The 23269-nt window shown below is 60.1% G+C and carries 17 protein-coding genes; 6 read left to right on the top strand and 11 right to left on the bottom strand.

Features of this window, described 5'->3' with window-relative positions; translation table 11 throughout:
• Positions 1-176: 176 nt before the first annotated feature.
• Positions 177-2129 (bottom strand): acetoacetate--CoA ligase, encoded by a 1953-nt coding sequence (locus ISN39_RS02070; RefSeq protein WP_194729011.1) that lies wholly within the window; start codon positions 2127-2129, stop codon positions 177-179.
• A gap of 165 nt (positions 2130-2294) precedes the next feature.
• Between ISN39_RS02070 and ISN39_RS02065 the strand changes: the two genes are divergently transcribed.
• Positions 2295-4184 (top strand): AsmA family protein, encoded by a 1890-nt coding sequence (locus ISN39_RS02065; protein ID WP_194729010.1) that lies wholly within the window; start codon positions 2295-2297, stop codon positions 4182-4184.
• 3 nt (positions 4185-4187) lie between these two features.
• Here ISN39_RS02065 and ISN39_RS02060 read toward each other — a convergent pair whose 3' ends face one another.
• From ISN39_RS02060 to ISN39_RS02040, 5 genes are all read right to left on the bottom strand, one after another.
• Entirely contained in the window at positions 4188-5006 is an 819-nt protein-coding gene (locus ISN39_RS02060; protein WP_074066724.1) for an ABC transporter permease subunit, read from the bottom strand.
• Between the two features lie 3 nt (positions 5007-5009).
• Positions 5010-5921, bottom strand: a complete 912-nt coding sequence (locus ISN39_RS02055) for an ABC transporter permease subunit (protein WP_194729009.1) — start codon at positions 5919-5921, stop codon at positions 5010-5012.
• 2 nt (positions 5922-5923) lie between these two features.
• On the bottom strand, positions 5924-7066 hold the full coding sequence (locus tag ISN39_RS02050) for an ABC transporter ATP-binding protein (RefSeq protein ID WP_194729008.1): 1143 nt from the start codon (positions 7064-7066) through the stop codon (positions 5924-5926).
• A gap of 96 nt (positions 7067-7162) precedes the next feature.
• Positions 7163-8260, bottom strand: a complete 1098-nt coding sequence (locus tag ISN39_RS02045) for a polyamine ABC transporter substrate-binding protein (protein ID WP_194729007.1) — start codon at positions 8258-8260, stop codon at positions 7163-7165.
• Between the two features lie 139 nt (positions 8261-8399).
• Complete coding sequence (locus tag ISN39_RS02040; RefSeq protein ID WP_194729006.1) at positions 8400-9812, bottom strand: short-chain fatty acyl-CoA regulator family protein; 1413 nt, start codon at positions 9810-9812, stop codon at positions 8400-8402.
• A 184-nt stretch (positions 9813-9996) separates the two neighbouring features.
• On the opposite strand from ISN39_RS02040, the gene aceA reads away from it, so the two are divergent.
• The 3 genes from aceA to ISN39_RS02025 all read left to right on the top strand — a co-directional run bounded on the left by aceA (position 9997) and on the right by ISN39_RS02025 (position 12745).
• Complete coding sequence (gene aceA, locus ISN39_RS02035; protein WP_194729005.1) at positions 9997-11286, top strand: isocitrate lyase; 1290 nt, start codon at positions 9997-9999, stop codon at positions 11284-11286.
• A 22-nt stretch (positions 11287-11308) separates the two neighbouring features.
• Positions 11309-11545 (top strand): hypothetical protein, encoded by a 237-nt coding sequence (locus tag ISN39_RS02030; protein WP_022717214.1) that lies wholly within the window; start codon positions 11309-11311, stop codon positions 11543-11545.
• Between the two features lie 108 nt (positions 11546-11653).
• Positions 11654-12745: a helix-turn-helix transcriptional regulator gene (locus ISN39_RS02025; RefSeq protein ID WP_194729004.1), complete on the top strand. Its 1092-nt coding sequence runs from the start codon at positions 11654-11656 to the stop codon at positions 12743-12745.
• A gap of 3 nt (positions 12746-12748) precedes the next feature.
• Here the strand turns inward: ISN39_RS02025 and ISN39_RS02020 are convergent, their stop codons facing one another.
• From ISN39_RS02020 to ISN39_RS02000, 5 genes are all read right to left on the bottom strand, one after another.
• On the bottom strand, positions 12749-13618 hold the full coding sequence (locus ISN39_RS02020; RefSeq protein WP_194729003.1) for a LysR family transcriptional regulator: 870 nt from the start codon (positions 13616-13618) through the stop codon (positions 12749-12751).
• A 306-nt stretch (positions 13619-13924) separates the two neighbouring features.
• Entirely contained in the window at positions 13925-15769 is a 1845-nt protein-coding gene (locus ISN39_RS02015) for a methyl-accepting chemotaxis protein (RefSeq protein WP_194729002.1), read from the bottom strand.
• A 216-nt stretch (positions 15770-15985) separates the two neighbouring features.
• The gene (locus tag ISN39_RS02010) at positions 15986-18517 is read right to left on the bottom strand and encodes a HAMP domain-containing methyl-accepting chemotaxis protein (RefSeq protein ID WP_194729001.1); all 2532 of its coding nucleotides are present in this window, start codon (positions 18515-18517) and stop codon (positions 15986-15988) included.
• Positions 18518-18813: 296 nt separating this feature from the next.
• Positions 18814-18957, bottom strand: coding sequence for a hypothetical protein (locus ISN39_RS02005; RefSeq protein ID WP_194729000.1), 144 nt, complete (start codon positions 18955-18957; stop codon positions 18814-18816).
• Positions 18958-19107: 150 nt separating this feature from the next.
• Positions 19108-20295 (bottom strand): NAD(P)/FAD-dependent oxidoreductase, encoded by a 1188-nt coding sequence (locus tag ISN39_RS02000; protein WP_194728999.1) that lies wholly within the window; start codon positions 20293-20295, stop codon positions 19108-19110.
• 121 nt (positions 20296-20416) lie between these two features.
• Here ISN39_RS02000 and ISN39_RS01995 point away from each other — a divergent pair, with 121 nt between their 5' ends.
• Positions 20417-21853: a glutamine synthetase family protein gene (locus ISN39_RS01995; RefSeq protein WP_074066713.1), complete on the top strand. Its 1437-nt coding sequence runs from the start codon at positions 20417-20419 to the stop codon at positions 21851-21853.
• A 12-nt stretch (positions 21854-21865) separates the two neighbouring features.
• On the top strand, positions 21866-23164 hold the full coding sequence (locus tag ISN39_RS01990) for an FAD-binding oxidoreductase (RefSeq protein WP_194728998.1): 1299 nt from the start codon (positions 21866-21868) through the stop codon (positions 23162-23164).
• The last annotated feature ends 105 nt before the right edge of the window (positions 23165-23269 follow it).

Genomic DNA, 23269 nt, shown 5'->3' with positions numbered 1-23269 from the left:
TGTTCAACAAGAGCTTAGTCGATCAACATCATGTTTCGGGAGCCCGCAGGCAAGCTGCTTCGTTCATGCGCAGCCCCAACTTCTTTTACCTTTGACCAACCTTTCTTAACGAAAGGTTTCCAGGCGACGGAAACTATCAAACGATAACCTATAGTTTGCGGTGCATTTGATTGAAATCAGACGCGCAATTCCTCGAGCCCGACGAAAAGGTCGAGCGCCTCGGGATTGGCGAGCGCCTCCTTGTTTTTCACCGGCCGCCCATGCACGACCTCGCGCACCGCAAGCTCGACGATCTTGCCGGATTTGGTGCGCGGAATATCGCGGACCGCGATGATCTTCGCCGGCACATGGCGCGGCGAGGCCCCGGTGCGGATGCGGGTCTTGATGGCCTTGACGAGGTCGTCCGTCAATGCGGCGCCCGGCGCGAGGCGAACGAAAAGCACCACCCGGACGTCGTCTTCCCAATCCTGGCCGATGCAGAGCGCTTCGGCCACCTCTTCCATCTGCTCGACCTGATTGTAGATCTCGGCGGTGCCGATGCGCACACCGCCGGGGTTGAGCGTCGCGTCGGAGCGGCCATGAATGACAAGGCCGCCATGCTCCGTCCATTCGGCGAAATCGCCATGGCACCAGATATTTTCGAAGCGCTCGAAATAGGCCGCTTTGTATTTCGCGCCGTCCGGATCGTTCCAGAAGCCGACCGGCATCGACGGGAAGGCCTTGGTGCAGACCAGTTCGCCCTTCTGCTGGCGCACAGGCTTGCCTTCATCGTCCCATACGTCGACGGCAAGGCCGAGGCCCGCCCCCTGGATTTCGCCGCGCCAGACCGGCTGCAGCGGATTGCCCAGCACGAAGCACGAGACGATATCCGTGCCGCCCGAGATGGAGGCTAGCTGGATGTCTTCCTTGATGCCTTCATAGACGAAAGTGAAGCCTTCGGGCGAAAGCGGCGATCCCGTGGATGTCATGAGACGCAGGCTCGAAAGATCATGGGTGGTGCGCGGCGTCAGTCCGCCCTTACGCACCGCGTCGATATATTTCGCGGAAGTGCCGAAGACCGCGAAGTCTTCAGCCTGCGCATAGTCGAAGAGCACATTGCCGTCCGGCGCGAAGGGCGAGCCGTCGAACAGGCAAAGCGTGACACCCACCGCAAGGCCGCTCACAAGCCAGTTCCACATCATCCAGCCGCATGTGGTGAAATAGAAGAGCCTCTCGCCACGCTTCAGGCCGCAATGCAGCACATGCTCCTTCAGATGCTGCAATAGCGTGCCGCCAGCGGAATGAACGATGCATTTCGGCACGCCGGTGGTGCCGGAGGAGAAGAGAATATAAAGCGGATGCGCGAAGGGAAGCCTCACGAACTCGACGGCTTTTGGCTGGTAAGGTTTGATGAATTCTTCCAGCGTCTTGGCCTTCGGGGTCTCGCTCGCAACCGCTGCGGCATCGCCGGCATAGTGGACAATCACGACCGGCGCACCGAGGCTCCTTGCGACCGAAGCCACCTTCGCCTTCACATCCTGCAGCTTGCCGCCATACCAATAGGCGTCGCAGGCAATGAAGAGCTTGGGGCCGATCTGGCCGAAGCGGTCGAGCACGCCCTGTTCGCCGAAATCCGGTGAACAGGACGACCATATGGCACCGATCGAGGCGGCGGCCAGCATGCAGGCGACCGTCTCCGGCATGTTGGGCATCATCGCGGCGATGCGATCCCCCTCGCCAATGCCGAGCGCGCGGTAGGCTTGCTGCAGCTGGGATACGAGAGCATGCAGCCGGTCCCACGACCAGCGATATTCCACCTTGTCCTCGCCGCGGAAGACGATCGCGTCAGCCGGCCCTTCGCTCGAGAGCAGGTTCTCGGCGAAGTTCAGCTTCGCATCAGGAAAGAAACGAGCCTTGAGCATGAGATCACCGTCGGCGAGCGCGCGTGCGCCCTGCTCCCCCTTCACACCGCAAAACGCCCAAACCGAGGTCCAGAACTTTTCGGGCTCATCGATCGACCAGGCATGAAGGTCCAGATAGGTCTCGAACTCTTGACCAAACTCGGCGTTGCAGCGCTGCGCGAAGGCATGCATCGGGCTTGCCTCAATCGACTCTTTCGAAGGCACCCAAAGCGGCACGGTGTCACTCATTTAATCTCCTCCCCTATTATCCGCTATATACCATGCTGCACCGCATTATAAAGTGTGCATCGCTTTCGGACGCAGGCTCACCGAGATTTGCATATATCTTTCGTTTCATATATCCGGCGAAATCGATAGCTAACGGATAAGCAGCTGAAAATACTGGCGGAGCTTATGGGTACGTCAAGACAACCAAAATGGCGACGCAAGATGATACCCGTTTCCCGCTGGCTGCCGGGTTTCGCTCGAATTGCAACCAGCCTGATCCTTTTCGTCGCCATCATTTTCGTGGCGCTTCGTGTTGCCGCCCCTTACCTCGTTTCGAGCGCACTGGTGCGCTCCGGCATCGAGGACGTATTGTCGAAATGGACCGGCTATCAGGCCGAAATCAAGGGCACGCCGGTTCTCGAATTCTGGCCGACACCGCGCATTACGCTGAACCAGATCACCATCCGCCAGCCCGAGAGCCGCGGCAACAAGCTGCTCGGCACGATCGAGAGCCTTTCGGCCGATTTCAGCCTCCTCGACGCCATCCGCGGCAGCGCCCGCTTTCATGAATTCCACCTGCTGCGCCCCAATCTTTCCCTCACGCGCGACCAACAGGGGCTGATCGACTGGACCTATGCCGGGCAGCTTGCGAAGGCGATCACCAGCGCGCGCCAGGAAGGTGGAGCCGAAGTCCTCGATCAAAGGCTTGATGCGACGATCGGTGCGATCACCGTCGAAGACGGCACGCTCAATGTCGCCGATCTTGCAAGCGGAAAGACCTATCATTTCGAAGGCGTGACTGCCGATATCACCTGGCCGCGGCTTTCAAGCCCGATGACGGCGGTGCTGATTGCGAGAACGAGCGGGCAAGATTTGAAGCTCGACTTCTCGTCCGGTAGCCCGCTGCTGATCTTCGGCGGCAAGGTTGCTCAGATCAAAACCGCACTCACCTCCAGGCTCGTGACGGCAGAATTCACCGGTATCGGCGGCATCTCAGGTCTTGTCGGACTATCCGGCAACATGTCGGTCAATATTCCCGACCTGCCGGCGCTTTTGGCCTGGTCCGGCAAATCCATTCCGGACGTTGAGACGCTGAGATCGTTTTCGATCGAGAGCGACATATTTTCGGCCGCCAACGGCCTGCGCTTCAACGAAGTCGCGCTTGGGCTCAACGATGCGAATGCAACCGGCGTCATGGACATCTCCATTGGCACAAACGCGCGGGCAAGACTTGGCGGCACGCTGGCCTTCGACCGTATGAACCTCAAGCCCTTCTTCGACGCCTTTACTCTGCGCCTGGCCGCCGGCGAAGCGGGCGCGCCGGAAGATGGCGGTCTGCTGCAGAAGCTTGATGTCGACCTCAGGCTCTCCGCCAAGGAAATGCAGCTTCCGCCCTTCCAGCTCTCTGATGTCGGGGCAAGCATCATCGTTTCCAGCAACGAAGCCAAATTCGATATCGGCGACAGCCAGTTCGAAGGCGGAGAGATGACGGCGCATCTGGAGGCAACGCGCGGGAACTTCGACGGCGGCGGCAAGCTGCAGGTCTCGATCCGCGGTGCCGATTTTGCTGGGCTGATCGAACGGCTGCAGTTGAAGGGCCCATTACCGCTCGCGAATGGATCGCTCGACATTTCGCTGAAAACCAACAAGCCGATCTGGACGGCAGGTGCTGCCGACGTGAGCGGACAGCTGGCATTCCACGGCAATGCGGGCTCGATCGCCGGCCTTGACATCGAAGCCATCCGAAGCCAGGCCGCTCAACAGAAATTTTTCCCGCTGAGCGCCGTTTCGGGCCGCGCGTTCGAATTCAATCGGATCGATGTGGCTGCCACTCTCGCGGATGGCTCGGCTGAGCTTCGCGGCGTCAGCGTTCAAGGTGCAGACGAGACGCTGACCCTTTCAGGCATCATCCCGTACGAATCCAAAGGACTGGCCCTTTCCGGATCGCTGCAGGCGACGGATGACGCCAAGAAGGCAGTGTTGCCGGTTCTGCCGTTCTTCGTCGGCGGCTCTTGGCCGAACCCGGTGATTTCGCCGGTTCCGCTGATCAATCAGCAGCCACCCGGCGTCCAGTGATTTTCAAGGCGCGTTGGCTGCCGCACGCTCATCGCGTTCCCGCTGTATCTCGCGGCGCTTGGAGACGATCGAGGCACAGATGACCCCAACCGTCACGATACCGATCAAAATCGTGCAGACCGCATTGATTTCCGGGGTCACGCCGAGGCGCACCTGGCTATAGATTCGCATCGGCAGGGTCGTGGCGCCCGGGCCTGACGTGAAGCTCGCAATCACGAGGTCGTCGAGCGACAAGGTGAATGCCAGGATCCAGCCCGAAAAGACGGCAGGCGCAATGATCGGCAGCGTCACCTCGAAGAAGGTCCGGACCGGCGGAGCGCCGAGGTCCTGCGCCGCTTCTTCGATCGAATGATCGAAGCTCACCAGACGCGACTGCACGACAACCGCGACAAAACACATCGTCAGCGTCGTATGCGCCAGCGTGATCGTCCAGAAGCCGCGGTCAAATCCGATCGCCACAAAGAGCAGCAGCAACGAAAGGCCGGTGATCACCTCGGGCATGACGAGCGGGGCATAGACCATCCCGGAGAAAAGCATGCGGCCGCGAAACCGCGTGTAGCGCACGAGCGTGAGCGCTGCGAGCGTGCCGAGGATGGTAGCCAACGTGGCGGAGAGCAAGCCCACGCGCACCGTCACCCAAGCAGCGTCGAGCAAAGCCTGATTGTACAGCAGCTGTGCGTACCATTTCGTCGAGAAGCCGCCCCAGACGGTGACCAGCTTCGATTCGTTGAACGAGAAGATTACGAGCAGGACGATCGGCAGATAGAGGAAGGCGAAGCCGAGCGTGACCGAGACGATATTGAAGCGGGTCCATTGCAGCATGGCTTACCTTCCCTGCTCGTCGGCTTTGGCTTGCGCGTTCTGGAAAAAGACGATCGGGATCACCAGGATCAACAGCAGGATCGTCGCGACTGCGGAGGAGACCGGCCAATCGCGGTTCGAATTGAACTCGCTCCAGAGCGTCTTGCCGATCATCAGCGTCTGCGATCCGCCGAGCAGGTCGGGGATGACGAATTCGCCGACGGCCGGGATGAAAACCAGCATGCAGCCGGCGATAACGCCCGGGAGCGAAAGCGGGAACGTCACACGCCAAAAGGCCGTGATCGGCGTGCAGCCGAGATCCAGCGCCGCCTCGATCAGCGTCCCGTCCATCTTTTCCAGCGATGAATAGAGCGGCAGAACCATGAACGGCAGGTAGGAGTAGACGATGCCGATATAGACCGCGATGTTGGTGTTCAGGATGATGAGGGGACTGTCGATGATCCCGGTGGCCAGCAGCACCTGATTGAGCAAGCCTTCCGGCTTCAGGATCGCGATCCAGGCGTAGACGCGGATCAGAAAGCTCGTCCAGAACGGCAGGATGACGAGCATGAGCAGTGTCGGACGGATGCTGCGAGGGGCCTGCGCCATGCCATAGGCGATCGGATAAGCGATGAGTAGCGTCAGGAATGTCGAGATCGCGGCGATAACGACGCTCGAGACATAGGCGTTGAAATACAGCGGATCGTCGATGAGGTAACTGTAATTTTCGAAAGAGAAGGTCGATACCTTGTCCCAGAAGCCGGTCCAGCCATCGCCGAGCGAAAAGACGGGCGTATAGGGCGGCATCGCGATCGCCGTTGCCGACATCGAGATGCGGAAGACGATGAAGAACGGCGCGAGGAAAAAGATGAGCAACCAAGCATAGGGAACGATGATCACGAGGCGGCTGTAGATCGCGGAACCGAGCTTGCCCATGGTCAATCCCTCAGCAGCACGCCGGCATCTTCGGCGAAGGAGATCCAGACTTCCTGATCGTATGTGAAAGGATCATCGACCGCACGCTGCGCATTGAGCGAGGAAGCCTTCACGACCTTTCCGCTCTTCAGCTTGACATGGAAAACCGTCATATCGCCGAGATAGCCGATATCCCAAAGCTCGCCGGAGGCCGCATTAACCGAAGAGTTCGGCGGCGGATGACGAAGCACCTTCAGTTTTTCAGGGCGGATCGCAAAGCCGGCATTGCTGCCCTTCGCAGGCTTATCGGATGTCGCGACTTTGATGGTGAGGCCGCTGTCGACCGCAATCTCGACCGTGCCGGCCCCGGCGGAAGCAACCTGGCCGTCGAAGATGTTCACATCGCCGATGAAATCCGCAACGAAACGCGAGTTCGGGGCCTCGTAGATTTCCGCCGGCGTCGCCACTTGGATGACCTTGCCGTGGCTCATGACGGCGATGCGATCCGCCATCGTCATCGCCTCTTCCTGGTCGTGGGTCACGACGACGAAGGTGAGGCCGAGATTCTGCTGCAGGTCCATGAGCTCGAACTGCGTTTCCTCGCGCAGCTTCTTGTCGAGTGCACCAAGCGGTTCGTCGAGCAGCAATACTTTGGGGCGCTTGGCAAGCGAGCGGGCGAGCGCCACGCGCTGACGCTGACCGCCGGAAAGCTGGTTCGGCTTTCGGGAGGCAAACTGCTCCAGCTTCACCATCTTCAGCATCTGCATAACGCGCTCGATAATCTCGTCCTTCGGCATCCCGTCCTGGCGAAGGCCGAAAGCGATGTTCTTCTCGACCGTCATGTGGGGGAAGAGCGCATAGGACTGGAACATCATGTTGACCGGCCGCCTGTGGGGCGGAGTACCTGCCAGGTTCGTGCCGTCGAGGACCACTTCGCCGGAGGTCGGCTGCTCGAAGCCCGCAAGCATGCGCAACAATGTCGACTTGCCGCAGCCCGATGCGCCGAGCAATGCAAAGAATTCGCGATGGTAGATATTCAGCGACAGGTCATTCACGGCGGCAAAGTCGCCGAACTTCTTCGTCACGTTCTTGAAGGAGATAAACGGCTTGGAAGCCGGATCGGCCCAAGGCGCGAAGGTGCGGCGAATATTGCCAAGTGACTTCATTTTGTTCCCCGAGACATGATTTGAGAACCGGCCCTCCCCACGGCCGGCAGTCGTCAAGAAAAGGCCCGGGCGTTTCCGTCCGGGCCGGAGTCTCGACTACTGGCCGGTAACGACCTTGGTCCAGATTCGTGTCACGAGACGCTGCGTCTTCGGATCGAGCGGCGGCACCGTAAAGAGCTTAGCCATGACCTCCGGCGTCGGATAGATCGCCGTATCATCAATCACCGCCTTGTCCAGCAGCGGCTGCGACGCCTTGTTACCGTTGGCATAGAATACAAAATTCGATGCCTTGGCGGCAACTTCCGGCCTCATCATGTAATTGATGAATTCATGCGCCTCTTCGACATGCGGCGCATCCTTCGGGATGCCGAAGACGTCGAAGAAGATCTGCGCGCCTTGGGCAGGAACGGAATAGTCGACATTCACGCCAGCCTTTGCCTCGGTCGCGCGATCGCGCGCCTGGAACACGTCGCCCGAATAGCCGAGCGCAATGCAGATATCGCCATTGGCGAGCGCGCTGATATATTCGGAGGAGTGGAACTTGCGCACGAAGGGACGGACGGCGAGCAGGACATCCTGTGCCTTCTCCAGCTCTTCCGGCTTCTTGCTGTTCGGATCGAGGCCGAGATAGGCAAGAACGGACGGAATGACGTCCGTCGGCGAGTCCAGCATATAGATGCCGCAATCCTTGAGCTTAGCGGCCTTGGCCGGATCGAAAAGCGCATCCCAGTTCGGCTTTTCGTCAGTGCCGAGCGCGGCCTTCACCTTGTCCATGTTATAGCCGATGCCGGTCGTGCCCCACATGTAGTCGACGCTGTACTCGTTGCCCGGATCGAAGGTGGCGACGCCCTGCATCACCACGTCCCACATGTTCTTCAGGTTCGGCAACTTCGACTTGTCGAGCTTCTGATAAACGCCCGCAGCAATCTGGCGCTGCATGAAGGAAACGGTCGGAACGACGACGTCGTAGCCGGTCCCGCCTGCAAGAAGCTTGGTTTCAAGCGTCTCATTGGAATCGAAGGTGTCGTAGACGACCTTGATGCCGGTTTCCTTGGTGAAATCCTCGAGGATGGAACTGTCGATATAATCCGACCAGTTATAGACGTTGACGACACGCTCCTGCGCAAAGCCCGGCGCTGCAGCGAAAACGGCAACGACGGCCGTGGCCGCAAGTCTTGCGATTCTTGACCTCATATTATCTCCTGTCCGTTCTTATTATAAGCGTTTGCAGGCATCACCCCGGACACCGTTTCCCTCTGGATTTTCGGGTAGACTAGAAAGGATTTTGTGAGGCGACAAGCGCAAAATCCTGCACTCTCAATGATTTCACCGGTCACTGGAAATCGAAGGCACTGAGCCCTGCTACCATCTCATCTAACCCAAGCGGGCGAGTGACAGGCGGTTCGGCGCGCGCAAGACAGCCCTTCCTTTCGCAGAGGCGACAGGCAGGCCCGATTGCAACCGGATGCAGGGTCGCAGAGAGGGCCTGGCCATAGGCAGTGCTGTCTTTGAGCGCGATATCGCAGCCGAGCAGAAGTGCTGTACGCCGGACCCGTTCGCCAAAGGGCGCATGCGGCCCTTCAAGCGTCCGCGCTATGGTAAGATACGCGGAGCCATCCGGCATCTCGGCAGCCTCGGCCAGAACTTGGCCCGGCTGGAGAAAGGCGGCGTGGATGTTGAGCTTCGGACAGCCGCCGCCGAAGCGCGCGTGAGGAAAACCTGCCGCTCCTCCCCGCCGCAGCCGATGGCCTGCGGCATCGGCCTCCATGACAAAAAACGGAACGCCGGCATTCGCTGGCCGCTGCAGCATCGTCAGCCGTGTCGCAGCCTGGCCGAACGAACAGCCGAAGCGCGCGCAAAGAATATCGATGTCATAACGCGATGCTTTTGCTGCGGAAAGGAACGCATCGTAAGGCATCATCAGCGCAAGTGCTGCATAACGCGCGAGCTCGAAGCGGACAATGCGCCTCGCCTCCTGCGTCGAGAGGCTGAGTGTTTCCAGTTCTCGCGCAATGGCGTCGCGAAGCGCGAGCGTTGAGACCTCGACGGCGATTTCCTGGAGCTGATCGGAAGCCGCAAGGCGCTCCGAAATAAAAAGCCGCATGGAATGCCGGTCGAAGCGGCGACGCAAACCGGGCATAACGTGCACCGGCAGGATGCGGACGCCGATGCCACGCTCCTTCTGCAGCCAGTCCTTTAGAACCTGCGCGCGCTCACCCGCTGGCAGAGTGACGAAGAAAGCCTCCGCAGCCTCTTCAAGCGCGCCGAAATAGGCAGAACGGCGCTCCAGCACGTCGCGCACTTCATCTGCCGGCAGCCGCGTGCCAGCGGCCGGCGCCTGCCCCTCTCCCGCCATCAGGACCGCAAAATCGGAAAGCCGCATAGCCTGCTCGCGATAGGCGCGATAGAGTTTCACGACACCGCTTGCCGCATTGGGCGCGGCTTCTGCGACTTCGATGAGTTCCTGGTCTCCGGGCAGTTCGCCCGAAAGCAAGGGATCGGCAAAAACCTCGCGCAATTGCGCAAGATTGTTTCCAGGCTCACTCTGCAGCTCCTCAAGGTCGACCTTGTAAACCGACGCCAGCTTCAAGAGGAGCTGCACCGTCAATGGCCGCTGATTGCGCTCGATCAGATTGAGGTAGGATGGCGAAATTCCCAATGCCTCGGCCATCGCCGTCTGCGTGACCGCCAGGCCGTTGCGAATCCGGCGAACTTTCGGACCAGCAAATATCTTCCGCTCGACCATTCGACACCTCCCGTATCGAAACGAATTTACAAACTTTCACAAATTTACAAGATAACGTTGTAAATGCTCTCGCAACCTAACCTCATTTCCTTCCTAGAAATCAAGCTTTTCCTGGCATCTCGAGTGTTTTTGTAAATTATGTCACATAGCTGATGAGGCCATGATTATCGCGAAGGAGGAAATCGTGACAGAATTTGACAAGCTTATCCGCAATGCTCCGGCAGGCCGTTTTGACGGTATCGAGCGGCCCTATTCGCCCGAGGACGTGAAGAGATTGCGGGGCTCCGTCGAACTTCGTTATTCGCTTGCCGAGATGGGGGCGAACCGGCTGTGGCAACTGCTGCATCACGATGATTTCGTCAATGCGCTCGGAGCGCTTTCCGGCAATCAGGCAATGCAGATGGTCCGTGCCGGACTGAAGGCGATCTACCTGTCCGGCTGGCAGGTCGCGGCCGATGCGAACACAGCTTCGGCGATGTATCCCGACCAGTCGCTTTATCCCGCCAATGCCGGACCAGAACTCGCCAAGCGGATCAACCGCACGCTTCAGCGCGCCGACCAGATCGAGACATCGGAGGATCGGGGACTTTCCGTCGAAACATGGTTTGCGCCGATCGTTGCCGATGCCGAAGCCGGCTTTGGCGGACCGCTCAATGCCTTCGAGATCATGAAGGCCTATATCGAAGCTGGCGCTGCCGGTGTCCACTTCGAGGACCAGTTGGCATCGGAAAAGAAGTGCGGGCATCTCGGCGGCAAGGTGCTGATTCCGACCGCGGCCCACATCCGCAATCTGAACGCGGCGCGGCTTGCCGCAGACGTCATGGGGGTTCCCACGCTCGTCATCGCCCGTACGGATGCGGAAGCGGCAAAGCTTCTGACCTCGGACATCGACGAGCGCGATCGGCCCTTCGTCGACTACGATGCCGGGCGCACGGTCGAAGGCTTCTATCAGGTGCGCAATGGCCTCGAGCCCTGCATTGCCCGTGCCGTTGCCTATGCGCCGCATTGCGATCTCATCTGGTGCGAAACCTCCAAGCCGGATCTGGAGCAGGCGCGGCGCTTTGCCGAGGGCGTGCACAAGGTCCATCCCGGCAAGCTGCTTGCCTACAACTGCTCACCGTCGTTCAACTGGAAGAAAAACCTCGATGACGCGACGATCGCCAAGTTCCAGCGGGAACTCGGCGCGATGGGCTACAAATTCCAGTTCATCACGCTCGCTGGTTTCCACCAGCTGAACTTCGGCATGTACGAACTGGCGCGCGGCTACAAGGACCGGCAGATGGCCGCCTATTCGCAATTGCAGCAGGCCGAGTTCGCCGCCGAGGCACAGGGCTACACAGCGACCAAGCACCAGCGCGAAGTTGGGACCGGCTACTTCGATGCCGTCTCGCTCGCCATCACCGGCGGCAAGTCCTCGACGACCGCAATGAAGGAATCGACCGAACATGCCCAGTTCAAACCCGCAGCCGAGTAGCCACACCAAAGGAGAAAAGGCCATGGCTTCCATCGCACGTGTCCGCGAAAGAGCGGAAGAACAATCCTCCAGCATGAGCGCCGATCAGCAGGCTACGATCCGCATGCTCGCAAACGACCTACACCGGCTGAATCAGTCCGTGATGAAGGCCGTAGAGGCCGGGGTCTCGGTCGAACTCGTGCGCTCCGCCCGCCACCATGGCGGAGACGGCAATTGGGGCGATCTCCTGATCCCCGTCGTCGTCGCCAACAGGATGTAGGATCAGAGATGGCGGCGCCGCTCCGGCGCCGCCATCTGCGTTATTCGACGTAATTGTCACTGTCACGAAAGGCGGGCATAATAAGCATCCGCTCATACGAGACGCCGGATGCCCGCCACGACGCACGCCAATCTTGAATCTCTTACTGACCTCGTCTATGGCGCATTGTTTGGCGAAACGGACTGGCAGGACTTTCTCGACACCCTCAGCACGAGAATGCCCGATGCGAAGACGACGCTCTTCTACCATGACAGCGTGGCGGGCGCCGGTGCCTTTTCGCTCTGCTCAGGCTTGGACGATACCGGCCTGGAAGGCTACAACCGGTATTATTGCACCATAAACCCGTGGATGCCGAAGGCAGCCGTCCGGCCGGTCGGCCTCGGCGTCATCGCCGACCAGATGCTGCCGCATGTCGAACTCGTCAAAACGGAATTCTACAATGACTTTCTGCGCAGTATCGGCTGCCGCAGCAGCGTTGGCGTGACGATCCTTCGCGAGAACAACCGGTCCTTCAATCTATCGACGCTGACATCGAGCACCGACACCGGGTTCAACCGGATCAATGCCGATCTCCTGACGCGGCTTGCGCCGCATTTGCAGCGGGCCTTCGATTTCATGCGCCGGGACAAAGCAGGCAATGAGATGGGCCGTTCGCTGTTCGACGCGATCGGCGTCGGGCTCATCTATGTCAGCGAAGGCCGCCAGATCCGATCGATGAATCTTGCCGCGGAACAGATGCTCGCCACAGATGTCGGGATCAGCGTCACGCCAACAGGACGTCTGAGCTCCAGCGATCGGGATTTCCTCGAGCATCTCGCCTCTTTTTCACGCTACCGCCCCCCCGCCGCGGCAGGGCCGTTCACCGCGAGGTTCAGTTCTGCCTGCGCCTCGTTCAAATGCACGCTCGTGCGCCTCACCTCCGATTTCATGACCGAGTTCCTGCAGGGGCCGACCGCAGCAGTCGTCATCGAGCGAATACCCGTTGCGTGCCCCGAATTGAACGATCGTTTGCCTGCAAAGCGGCAACTGACTGCTGCCGAATTGCGGATCGCCTCCTCCATCGCCGCGGGTCTCTCGCCGCGCGAGACGGCCAAGCTGCATGGCATCAGCTACGAGACGGCCCGGACGCATCTGAAGAACATCTATTCCAAGCTCGGCGTGAACAGCCAGGTCGCGCTTGTGCGACGTCTGATGCCGTAGAATTCAGCTGCGGCTGGCGCGCTTGCCGGCAAAAAGATCGGCATAGCTTTTCAGCAGCTTCGTCATACGATCTGCGACCGTGCGGATTTCCAGCCGATGGCGATCCTCGTTGTTCAACACGATCCATTGCCGGTGGCGCAGCTCCGCGAGCTCGCCGCCGAGCCGTTGCAGTTCCGGATCGAGATCACCCACGAAGCAGGGGAGCACCGCCTTTCCCGCACCGGCACGGACGAGGTCCGGCAGTGACCGGGGCCGGTTGACCGTCGCCACGATCGGCTCCGGCGTCTGGCGGTACGGCCAGCGGAGATAGGCAGAAATGGCCTCATCCTCAGCGACCGCAATCCATCGGTTTTCCAACTCGCCGGCATTGCGCCGGACATAGACGGCATAAGCGACTTCGCCCAAAAGCCGAGCGGCGAGATTGGCTTCGTCCGGCTCGAAAGCGCGGATGCCGATATCGCTCTCGCGGTAGGCGAGATTGGCCCGCGCCTCTCCGATCGTCAGCACAATGTTGAAAGCGTCGGCAGGCATGCGGATTGCGGAGAAGTTTTCTGTCAGCAGCCAGGCCACCCAGGTCCCGGCTGCGATCTTTACCGTTGCGCCGCCCTCGCCGGCCTGGCGCCAGGCATCGACTTTCCGGGCCGCCGCTTCCATCTCCTGGAGATGGTCGAGGAGCGTCTGACCGTCGGCCGTCAAGCGGTAGCCGGTCTGGCTGCGGGCAAAGAGCGTCCGTCCCGTTTCCTGCTCCAATTCAAGCATACGCCGGCCGACCGTGGCCGGGCTCAAGCCGCTCGCGACACTCGCACCGGTCAGCCCGCCGCGGCGCGCGACCTGCAGGAAAAGCTGATAGGAGTCCCATGGGGTATTTTTCATTGATGAAAAACATAGCCGGATCTTCGATGTTTATGAAGCGATTTTTGATGTGTATTTGAAGGGATGTCTTTAACGGAGGACATCACCAATGATCGAGCAGATCATGATTGCCAATTTCCTCGGCCTTTCGCAGAACTGCCAGCCAATCCAAAAGCGTAAGAGGACTGAGGATGACTTCTACAGGGATTTTGGAAGCTCGCCTTTTATAAGCTTCACCGCGTGGCTTACAAGCATCAGCCTCAAAAGGCAGAAGGACCGCGCCTTTCCGGCGCGATCCTCCTCCATACCTTCAAGCTGCAAGCCCGATCAGGCTGCCTGCCTTGCCCGGCCATGAGACTGCGCCGACGCTTCGATGCGGAACTGCTGCAGCAGGCTCATCAGCGTGTCGGCCTCGTCGGCGAGCTGGCGGCTTGCTTGTGTGGTTTCCTCGACCATCGAAGCGTTCTTCTGGGTCATCTGGTCCATGGCATTGACCGAACCGTTGACCTCCTGCAGCGCCGCCGACTGATCCTGGCTCGCCGTGGCAATGGTTTCGACATGCTTGCTGATCGCAATAATCTCCTCGCTGATCGAGGCGAGCACGCTGCCGGTTTTCTGCACCAGCGCAGAGCCTGCCGTCACTTCTTGGCTGGACTTCTCGATCAGACTCTTGATCTCGCGGGCGGCATCGGCCGAGCGCTGTGCCAATTCGCGGACTTCCTGCGCGACAACCGCGAAGCCCTTGCCCGCCTCGCCGGCGCGCGCCGCTTCGATACCGGCATTGAGGGCGAGAAGGTTCGTCTGGAAAGCGATGTCGTCGATGACTTCGATGATCTGTTCGATCTGCTGCGAAGCCTGCTCGATTCGCCCCATGGCGGCCACGGCCTCGCTGACGACGACCCCGGAGCTGTCGGCGGTCTTCTTCGTGGCGGTGACCGCGTTGTTTGCTTCGCGAGCGCGCCCTGCAGACGAGCGCACGGTCACAGTAATTTCTTCGACGGCAGCTGCTGTTTCCTCCAAGCTGGCGGCCTGCGCTTCGGTTCGCTTGGAAAGCTCGCCGGCTGATGTCAGCATCGCGCCGCTATTGCGCTGGATGGCATTGGCGTTCTCGCGAATCTGCACGAGGGTATCCTGCAGGCGGACAAGCGATGCGTTGAAATCGACGCGCAACTGCTCCAGCCGGCCGACAAACGGCGTCTCGATCGTCTGTGAGACATCGCCCTTAGCGAGGCGTCCGAGGCCGGCCGCAAGCTGGTTCACGGCAAAGTCGATCTGACCATCGAGCGAACGCTTATCGGCGTCGTTGCGGGCACGCTCGGCTTCGCTCAACGCCCGCTGTTCCGCAGCCTGCGCCTCGAGATCCTGCTGGGCGCGTGCGCTGTCGCGGAAGGCGGCCAAAGCACGTCCAATCTCCCCGAATTCGTTCTTCGTCTCGAGGCAGGGGATTGTGCCGTCAAGATTGCCGGCGGAGATCGAATGAACGGTCTGCGTCAGCGCAAACAACGGCTTCACGCAGGCGCGGATCGCAAAAAAGGCAAGCACGCCGACAAGCAGCATGACGGCAGCGCCGACGCCGAGAACCATAGTCTGCAGGTGATTGATGCGGGCGAAATAGACTTCCATCGGAATGCCGATGAAGAGGATGCCGACATTGGCGCCGGCGGCACTCTTGACCGGGAAGTAGCCGGTCATGAAATTCCGGCCGAAGAGCTGCGCCGGACCGTAGTAGGCCTTGCCGTTCGCGAGAACCGGTTGCGCGGGATGATCGGCTGCAAGCTTGGTGCCGACAGCGCGGCTGCCATCTTCCTTCTTCACGTTGGTCGAAACGCGGACATAGTCATTGCCCTGCTTCTGAAAGACCGTCGCGACACCGGCGATCGACTGGGCCGTGCGATCGACGAGGGCATGGTCCTTGAATTCGGGAATGCCATCTTCCGTCACGGAGAGAAGCTCATCCCCCGTCACGCCGACAGCCGCGTTCGCGTCCGCCGCACCATAGAGTACCGCCATCGTGCGGCTTGCGCCCTTTGCGTCCGAAACGGCGCTTTCCATCACGTATCGGCCGAGATTGTGGTATGTGACAGCGACGATCGCCGCGGTGCTGATGGCGAGCAGAGCAAGCGTGATCGCAACCACCTGACGCACGATGGACGTCGAAAAGAATCGCGGCATGAAGACCTCCGGTGAGTACAACCAAAGTAAGAATAAGACAAAAGCGTTAAGGATTTTTCTCGCAGCCGGCTTGCCTTCTAAGAAGTTGCCACTGGCCCGTTGACAGCTGCTTTCATGCCTTCCGGGTTAGCCGCACCGGGATGGCCAGGTTGCAACCATAGGAAAAGCGGCTCCGGAGACCGAAGCCGCTTTGAGAATGGCAAGATGGCGCAAAGTCTATGCCGCGCGATAGAACGCTGCGTCGGAGCCTTCGCCGTCGATCTTGAACTGCTGGACGAGACCGAGAAGCGCATCCGCCTGACCGGCAAGTTCGCGGCTCGCGGCTGTCGTCTCTTCCACCATCGCGGCATTTTGCTGGGTCATCTGGTCCATCTGATTGACGGTCGCGTTGACTTCCTGCAGCGCACTCGACTGGTCATGGCTTGCACGGGCGATCATCTCGACATGCTGGCTGATCGTCACGATCTGCGCGCTGATCCTTGCAAGCACGGTACCAGTCTCCTGCACGAACTGCGAGCCTGAGCTGACCTCCGTCGTCGACTTGTTGATCAGGCCCTTGATTTCCTGCGCGGCAGCGGCGGAACGCTGCGCCAGTTCGCGAACTTCCATGGCAACGACTGCAAACCCCTTGCCTGCATCGCCCGCCCGTGCGGCTTCGATACCGGCGTTCAGCGCCAAGAGGTTGGTCTGGAAGGCGATCTCGTCGATGACGCCGATGATCTGTTCGATCTGGCGCGATGCGTCCTCGATGCGGGTCATCGCGTCGATGGCGTTGCTGACGACGGTTGCCGAATCGTCGGCGCTGCGCTTGGCCTCGCGAACGACCTGATCGGCATCCTTGGCACGCGCCGCCGAGGAACGGACGGTGACGGTGATCTCATCGACAGCAGCCGCCGTTTCCTCGAGAGAAGCGGCCTGATGCTCCGTGCGCTTTGCGAGATCTTCGGCGGACTGAGCCATCTGATTGCCGTTGCCCTGGATCATTTCGACATTGTCGCGGATCTGGCTCATCGTTGCCTGGAGGCGTAGCATCGAGCCGTTGAAATCCTGGCGCAGCTGCTCGAGGCGGCCGATGAACGGCGTTTCGATCGTGGTCGAAATGTCGCCCTGCGCCATACGTTCGAGGCCGGCGGCAAGCTCGTTGACGGCGAACTCGATCTGGCGATCCATCTCGCGCTTTTCGGCGTCGTTGCGCTGGCGCTCCTGTTCGGCGGCTGCGCGCTCTTCTTCGCTTTCTTCCTCGATGCGGATCTTCGAGATCGCATTTTCCTTGAAGATGCCGAGGGCGCGGGCCATGTCGCCGATCTCGTCGGACCGTTTCTCACCGGAAATGCTGGTATCCAGCGCACCGTCGGCAATGCGGCGCATGGCGGCAGTGATCTGGCCGATCGGACGCTGCAGCGTCAGCACCAGGGCGAAGCCGCCGACGATCGAGACGAGGATGCCGAGGCCGGTCGTCAGAACGGAGATGCTGTTTGCCTGCGTGCGCTCGGTTCCTGCCGACTGCTTCTGCAGCTCGGCGAAGGTGGTCAGTTGGCCCCAGACGCTATCGAGCTGCTGACGGGCGGCTGCATAGTCAGTGGTACGCTGGCCGATTGTCGCGACCAGCTTTTCGCCGTCGCTGTCCATGGAAGCCAGTGCGGGCGACATGGCGGCAACGATGTCTTCCGCGAAGTCCATGCCCTTGGCGCTCGCAAGCAGCGTATTCAGGTTGGTGCCAAGCGTCGTGATTTCCTGATGCAGGCGAACGCGGTTGTCCGGGTTCGGCTTGGCGGTGAATTCGCCGAGCACCAGCTGTAGCGAATAGATCGAGGTCTCAAGACGGCGAGTGTCTTCGAGAACGGAGTTCGTCTGAGCGATGCGGCCGTCGAGCTCGACGAACGTCGTCGTCGCTTCCCGCATCATCTGCGTAGCCGTCAACTGCGTATAGGTCGACATCTGGCGGAAGCGGGAAACAAGGCGGCCAAGGTTGGCAATCGCTTCATCGGTCGCTGCATCAGGAGCTGCCGCCTGCGTCTTCAGGTCGTTGATCGTCTGGGCAATCGACTGCGTCATGCTCTTCTGGTTTTGCGGCACGGAGATTTCGATGAGGCGCTGCGCCTTTGCGATCTGCGGGATCGCGTCGGTGACGACCTTCAGCTTGTCGGCAGGCACCTGCGCCTTGTTGAAGGCAGTCATGACGGAGGCAAGCGTATCGCCACCCTTCAACAGCCGATCGGCGGCGCGGAGCGTCGCGGTGGCATTGCCTTCGTCGTTGCGGATATTTTCTTGGAGCTGCTGTGCGTCGAAATTGACATTGAAACGGCTGCTGATCAGCGTCTTCTGTGCGTCATCGATCGACTTGCGAAGCGCCAGCTCCTGTTCATGAAGAGACCATAGCTTGCCGACGGTATCCGCAATCGAAGCCGTGCCGTCCGACGCGGCTTGCAGGTTCTCGCGGCCATCATTGTCGCCGATCTGGTTCAGGGTGGCTTTCAGCGTATCCCGCTGCGTCTTGATGTCGGTGTAGAGCTTGTCGCGCGCTTCCTGGTTGGTGATCTGCAGGAAATCGCCCATCGAGCCATACAGATCCTTGAAGCCACTTAGGGACTGGAGGACGCTGTTTGAAATCTCCATGCGGCCCTGCAGCAGGCCGGAGGCATAGAGGCCTGTCAGGCCGACGGCGGAAATGGTGATCACGAAAGGCAGGACGAAGATCAGAACCTTGGTCTTGATCTTGAAGCGCGAAAGGATCTTGTCAATAAACATGGCGATACCGGCCTTCCATACACCACTCCTCCCACCGGCTGAAATCGGCGCCGGCCGAGTGCATCGAGCTGATTGTGGGACACTGGGGAACCCGAGGGTCAGGCGGCAATCATTGCCAAATCATCTCCGGCACAAAAGCGGCGATGCCCAAACATTCGCGGTGAATGTGACAGAAGATATCTTAATATTCAGATAAGCTGAACCGATTTGAAAATCGTGTCTTCTCGCATCAGCGTGTCCGCCCAGCAGTTTGCCGCGCAAGGACAAAGCGCAAAAAGTATGACGAAAGGGATGTGTCAGAAGCCCTGAACGATCAGGAGCGTCACAAGTGCCGCCGTTGCACCGGTCGCGAGCATGAGGAAGCGGGAGGCCGCAAGCTTCGTATCAGGCTTTGCCTGAGCGAGTGCGATGGCGCGGGCGCGTCGAGCGTTCCTGTTCATGCGAAGATCCTCACTTCTTTCAAGACTCAACAATCCATCAAAACGGCTTGCCGGTAAAGCGCAATTTAGGAAGCTCTTTCCTAACGGCCATTGGGACACAATGGCGCAACCTTCTTAACGAGTCTTGAATCTCCTGCTCCAGATTCCTGCCTACAAGGATTCACCTGCGGCAAAACCCGAGGCCCAGGCCCACTGGAAATTATAGCCGCCGAGCCATCCCGTCACATCGACGCATTCGCCGATGAAATAGAGGCCGGGTACGCTTTTCGCCTGCATCGTGCGGGAGTCGAGCCCAGCGGTATCTATGCCTCCAAGCGTCACTTCGGCGGTGCGATAGCCTTCCGAGCCGGACGGCTTGATCTTCCAGTTCTGCACTGCATCGCAGAGACGGATAAGCCCCTTGTCCGAGAGATCGGCCATGTGGCCGGAAATGGCTTCGCGTTCCGTCAGATATTGCGCCAGCCGCTTCGGCAGGATTTCACCGAGCGCCGTCTGGGCCGACTGGCGGCCGTTCGCCTGCTTGGCTTTTTTCAGATGCAGCAGAAGGTCGACATCCGGCTCGATATCGATGGCGATCTCATCCCCTTCCCGCCAATAGGAGGATATCTGCAGGATTGCCGGGCCGCTGAGGCCGCGGTGGGTAAAGAGCAGGGCCTCGCGGAAGCCGGTTTTTCCATGCCTGATTTCGGACGGCGCCGAGATCCCCGAAAGCGGCGCAATGCTTTCCAGCAGGACGGGATCGAGCGTCAGCGGCACGAGACCCGGGCGCGTTTCGACGAGCGCGAGACCGAACAGTTCGGCGATGCGGTAAGCAAAACCCGTCGCACCCATTTTCGGTATCGACTTGCCGCCGGTCGCCACGACGAGCGAGGCGCACTCGTATTCGCCTTCGGACGTCCTGACGCGAAAGCCGTCGCTGTCTTTTTCAACGGCCAGCATTTCGGTCTGCATCCGAAGTTGCACACCTGCCGCCCGCATCTCGTCGAGCAGCATCCGGATGATGTCCTTGGCACTGTAGTCGCAGAAGAGCTGGCCGAGCGACTTTTCGTGCCAGGCAATTCCGTGCCGGTCGACCATGGCGATGAAATCGGCAGGCGTAAAGCGTGCAAGGGCGGATTTGCAGAAGTGCGGATTGGCGGACAGGAAGTTCTTCGGGCCAGCATGGATATTGGTGAAGTTGCAACGGCCGCCGCCCGAGATGCGGATTTTCTCCCCCGGCGCTTTCGCGTGATCGAGCACGACCACTGAGCGGCCGCGCTGCCCGGCGCGGATGGCGCACATCATTCCGGCGGCGCCCGCGCCTATGACGATCACGTCGCTCTTCAGTCTCAAGCCCATTTCCCTTCTGTGAATGGCGCCTTCTTTTTCTATCAAATGGCGAAAGTCAACGCTCCCGCCCCTCGCCAATTGCCAAACTCCAGTTATGATGACCTTCCGATCAACCGCGAACATGTGTGTCATGTCACCCAAGAAGACGACGCTGAAGCCTGCCAGAAACGTGCCTGCCTCTACGAAAATTCCCCCAGATCCCGGATCTTCGCGCGGTGTGGCAAACTGGAAGGAAGCGGCGCAGTGGCTTCGCGCACGCGGCATCGAGGACATCGAGTGCATCACCCCGGACCTCGCCGGCGTTCCGCGCGGCAAGATGATGCCGACATCGAAATTCACGTCCAATACGTCGCTGGCCCTGCCCTCGGCGATCTATCGCCACACGATTTCCGGCGAATATCCCGAGGAGACCGAGAGCTTCCGCTACGAGCCCCGTGACAGCGACCTCAAGCTGATGCCCGATCTTTCGACGCTTTCCGTCGTTCCTTGGGAGACTGATCCGACGGCGCAGGTGATCTGCGATATCGTCAATTCGGAAGGCGAGGAGGTTCCCTATACACCGCGCAACCTCCTCAAGCGCATCATGGGACTTTACGCCGAACGCGGTTGGAAACCGGTCGTCGCGCCGGAGATCGAATTCTATCTCGTCGCCAACAACGACGACCCGGATTATCCGTTGCGCCCGCCGAAGGGACGCTCGGGCCGCTCGATCCTCGGCGGCCAGGGTTACTCGATCGCCGGCATCAACGAGTTCGACGAACTGATCGACGATATCTATCATTTCTCCGAGAAACAGGGCCTCGAGATCGACACGCTGATCCATGAGGAGGGTCCAGCGCAGCTCGAGATCAATCTGCGCCATGGCGACCCGATCGAGCTTGCCGACCAGGTCTTCATGTTCAAGCGCACCATCCGCGAGGCTGCGCTGAAGCACGATATCTATGCGACGTTCATGGCGAAGCCGATGCAGGGTCAGCCGGGCTCGGCGATGCATATCCATCAGTCGGTCGTCAACATCGGGTCCGGCAAGAACGTCTTTTCCAATTCCGACGGATCGGCGTCGAAGGAGTTCTTCCACTTCATCGGCGGCATGCAGAAATATGTGCCGAGCGCACTTGTGATGCTGGCGCCCTACGTCAACTCCTACCGGCGCCTTGCGCCGGACATGTCCTGCCCAGTCAACAACGCCTGGGGTTACGACAACCGCACCACCGCATTCCGCGTGCCGGTTTCTGACCCGCAGGCACGGCGCGTCGAAAACCGGCTGCCGAGTTCCGATGCCAACCCCTATCTGGCCCTGGCTGCTTCGCTGGCATCGGGCCTTCTCGGCATCATCAAGGAGATCGAGCCGACGGCACCGACCGAGGACGCAGCCAATGAAGGGTCGATCGACCTTCCGCGCGGCCTGCTCGAAGCCGTGGCACTCTTGGAAGACGAACCGGCATTCGAGGAGGTGTTCGGCAAGGAATTCATCGGCCTTTATGCAGGCGTGAAGCGGGGAGAGTTCGAAACCTTCATGCAGGTGATCAGCCCCTGGGAGCGCGAATTCCTGCTGCTCAACGTGTGAGGAGGCCGCCGCATGACGGTGCAAGAAAACTGGCAGAGCCCCATCGCGCCGGGCGTTTCGTGGTACCAGGCGACGGTGGGCGAGCGGCCGACCTATCCGGAGCTTGACGGATCGAAGACATGCGACGTCGCCATCGTGGGCGGCGGCTATACCGGCTTGCAGGCGGCATACAATCTGGCGAAAGCTGGCGTCTCGGTCGTGCTGATCGATGCCTGCCGTTTCGGCGACGGGGCATCTGGCCGCAACGGCGGGCAGCTCGGCACCGGCCAGCGCTGGTGGCCGGAGGAACTCGAGGAGAAGATCGGCTACGAGCGTTCCAAAGCGCTCTTCGATCTTGCGGAGGCTTCCAAGGAACACCTGCTCGATTTTGCGACCGAACATCAGATCGACATCGAATTCATGCCCGGGCAGATGAACGTCTCGCACAAGGAAAGCTACAAGCGCTTCTACTACGAAAATGCCGAGATCGCAGCCCTTCGTTATGATTATCCGCATGTGCGGTTCATGGACAGCGAAGAGACGCACGAACGCCTCGGCTCCAAACGCTACTACTGCGGCGTGCGCGACACCGGCACCGGCCACATTCATCCGCTGAAGCTGCTGATTGGGCTGGCGCGCGTTGCGGCCAATGCCGGGGCGCAGATTTTCGAGATGACCAAGGCGACCGCAATCGGCCAGGGCGGCGGCAAGGTGACGATCGAAACGCCGAAGGGCACAATTGCCGCGTCCCGCGCGCTGATTGCCTGCAACGGCTATATCGGCAATCTGGAGCCGGTGACGGCAAGCCATGTCATGCCGATCCGCTCCTTCATCGGCGCAACCGTGCCGCTCGACAAATATCCTGCCGTGCTTCCCGGCGGGGAAGCCGTCGCCGACTCGCGTTTCGTCGTGCGTTATTTCCGCAAGTCCAAGGATGGACGACTGCTTTTCGGCGGGCGGGAAGCCTATACCGCCGACAATCCGCGCGACATCAGCGAACATATCCGCCGCCAGATCGCCGAAATCTATCCGGCACTCAGGGACATCGAGATCACGCACGCCTGGGGCGGCAGCGTCGGCATAACGATGCCGCGCCAGCCCTTCGTGCGCGAAGTGATGCCGGGCGTCACCTCAATCGGCGGATATTCGGGCCATGGAGTGATGCTGTCAAATTACTGCGGCAAACTTTATGCAGAAACGGTGCTTGGAACATCAGCCGATCTCGAGCTCTTCAAGGCGCTCGATATTCCGGCATTTCCCGGTGGTGCGGCAATGCGCGCGCCGCTGCTTTTCCTCGCCTTGTCGTGGTTCGCGCTGCGCGACAAGTTTTAAGGGCGATTGCGGGATTTCCTCCCGGGGCAATTCGCTTTAAAACCGAGACCCGACAGATTCATTGCATCGCACACTGGCTTTTTTAAATCGATTAGATTAAAACGG

The sequence above is a fragment of the Rhizobium sp. 007 genome, assembly GCF_015353075.1.
Lineage (GTDB): Bacteria > Pseudomonadota > Alphaproteobacteria > Rhizobiales > Rhizobiaceae > Rhizobium.
Note: the sequence above shows the minus strand (reverse complement) of the source record. Positions and strands in the feature narration are given on the sequence as shown.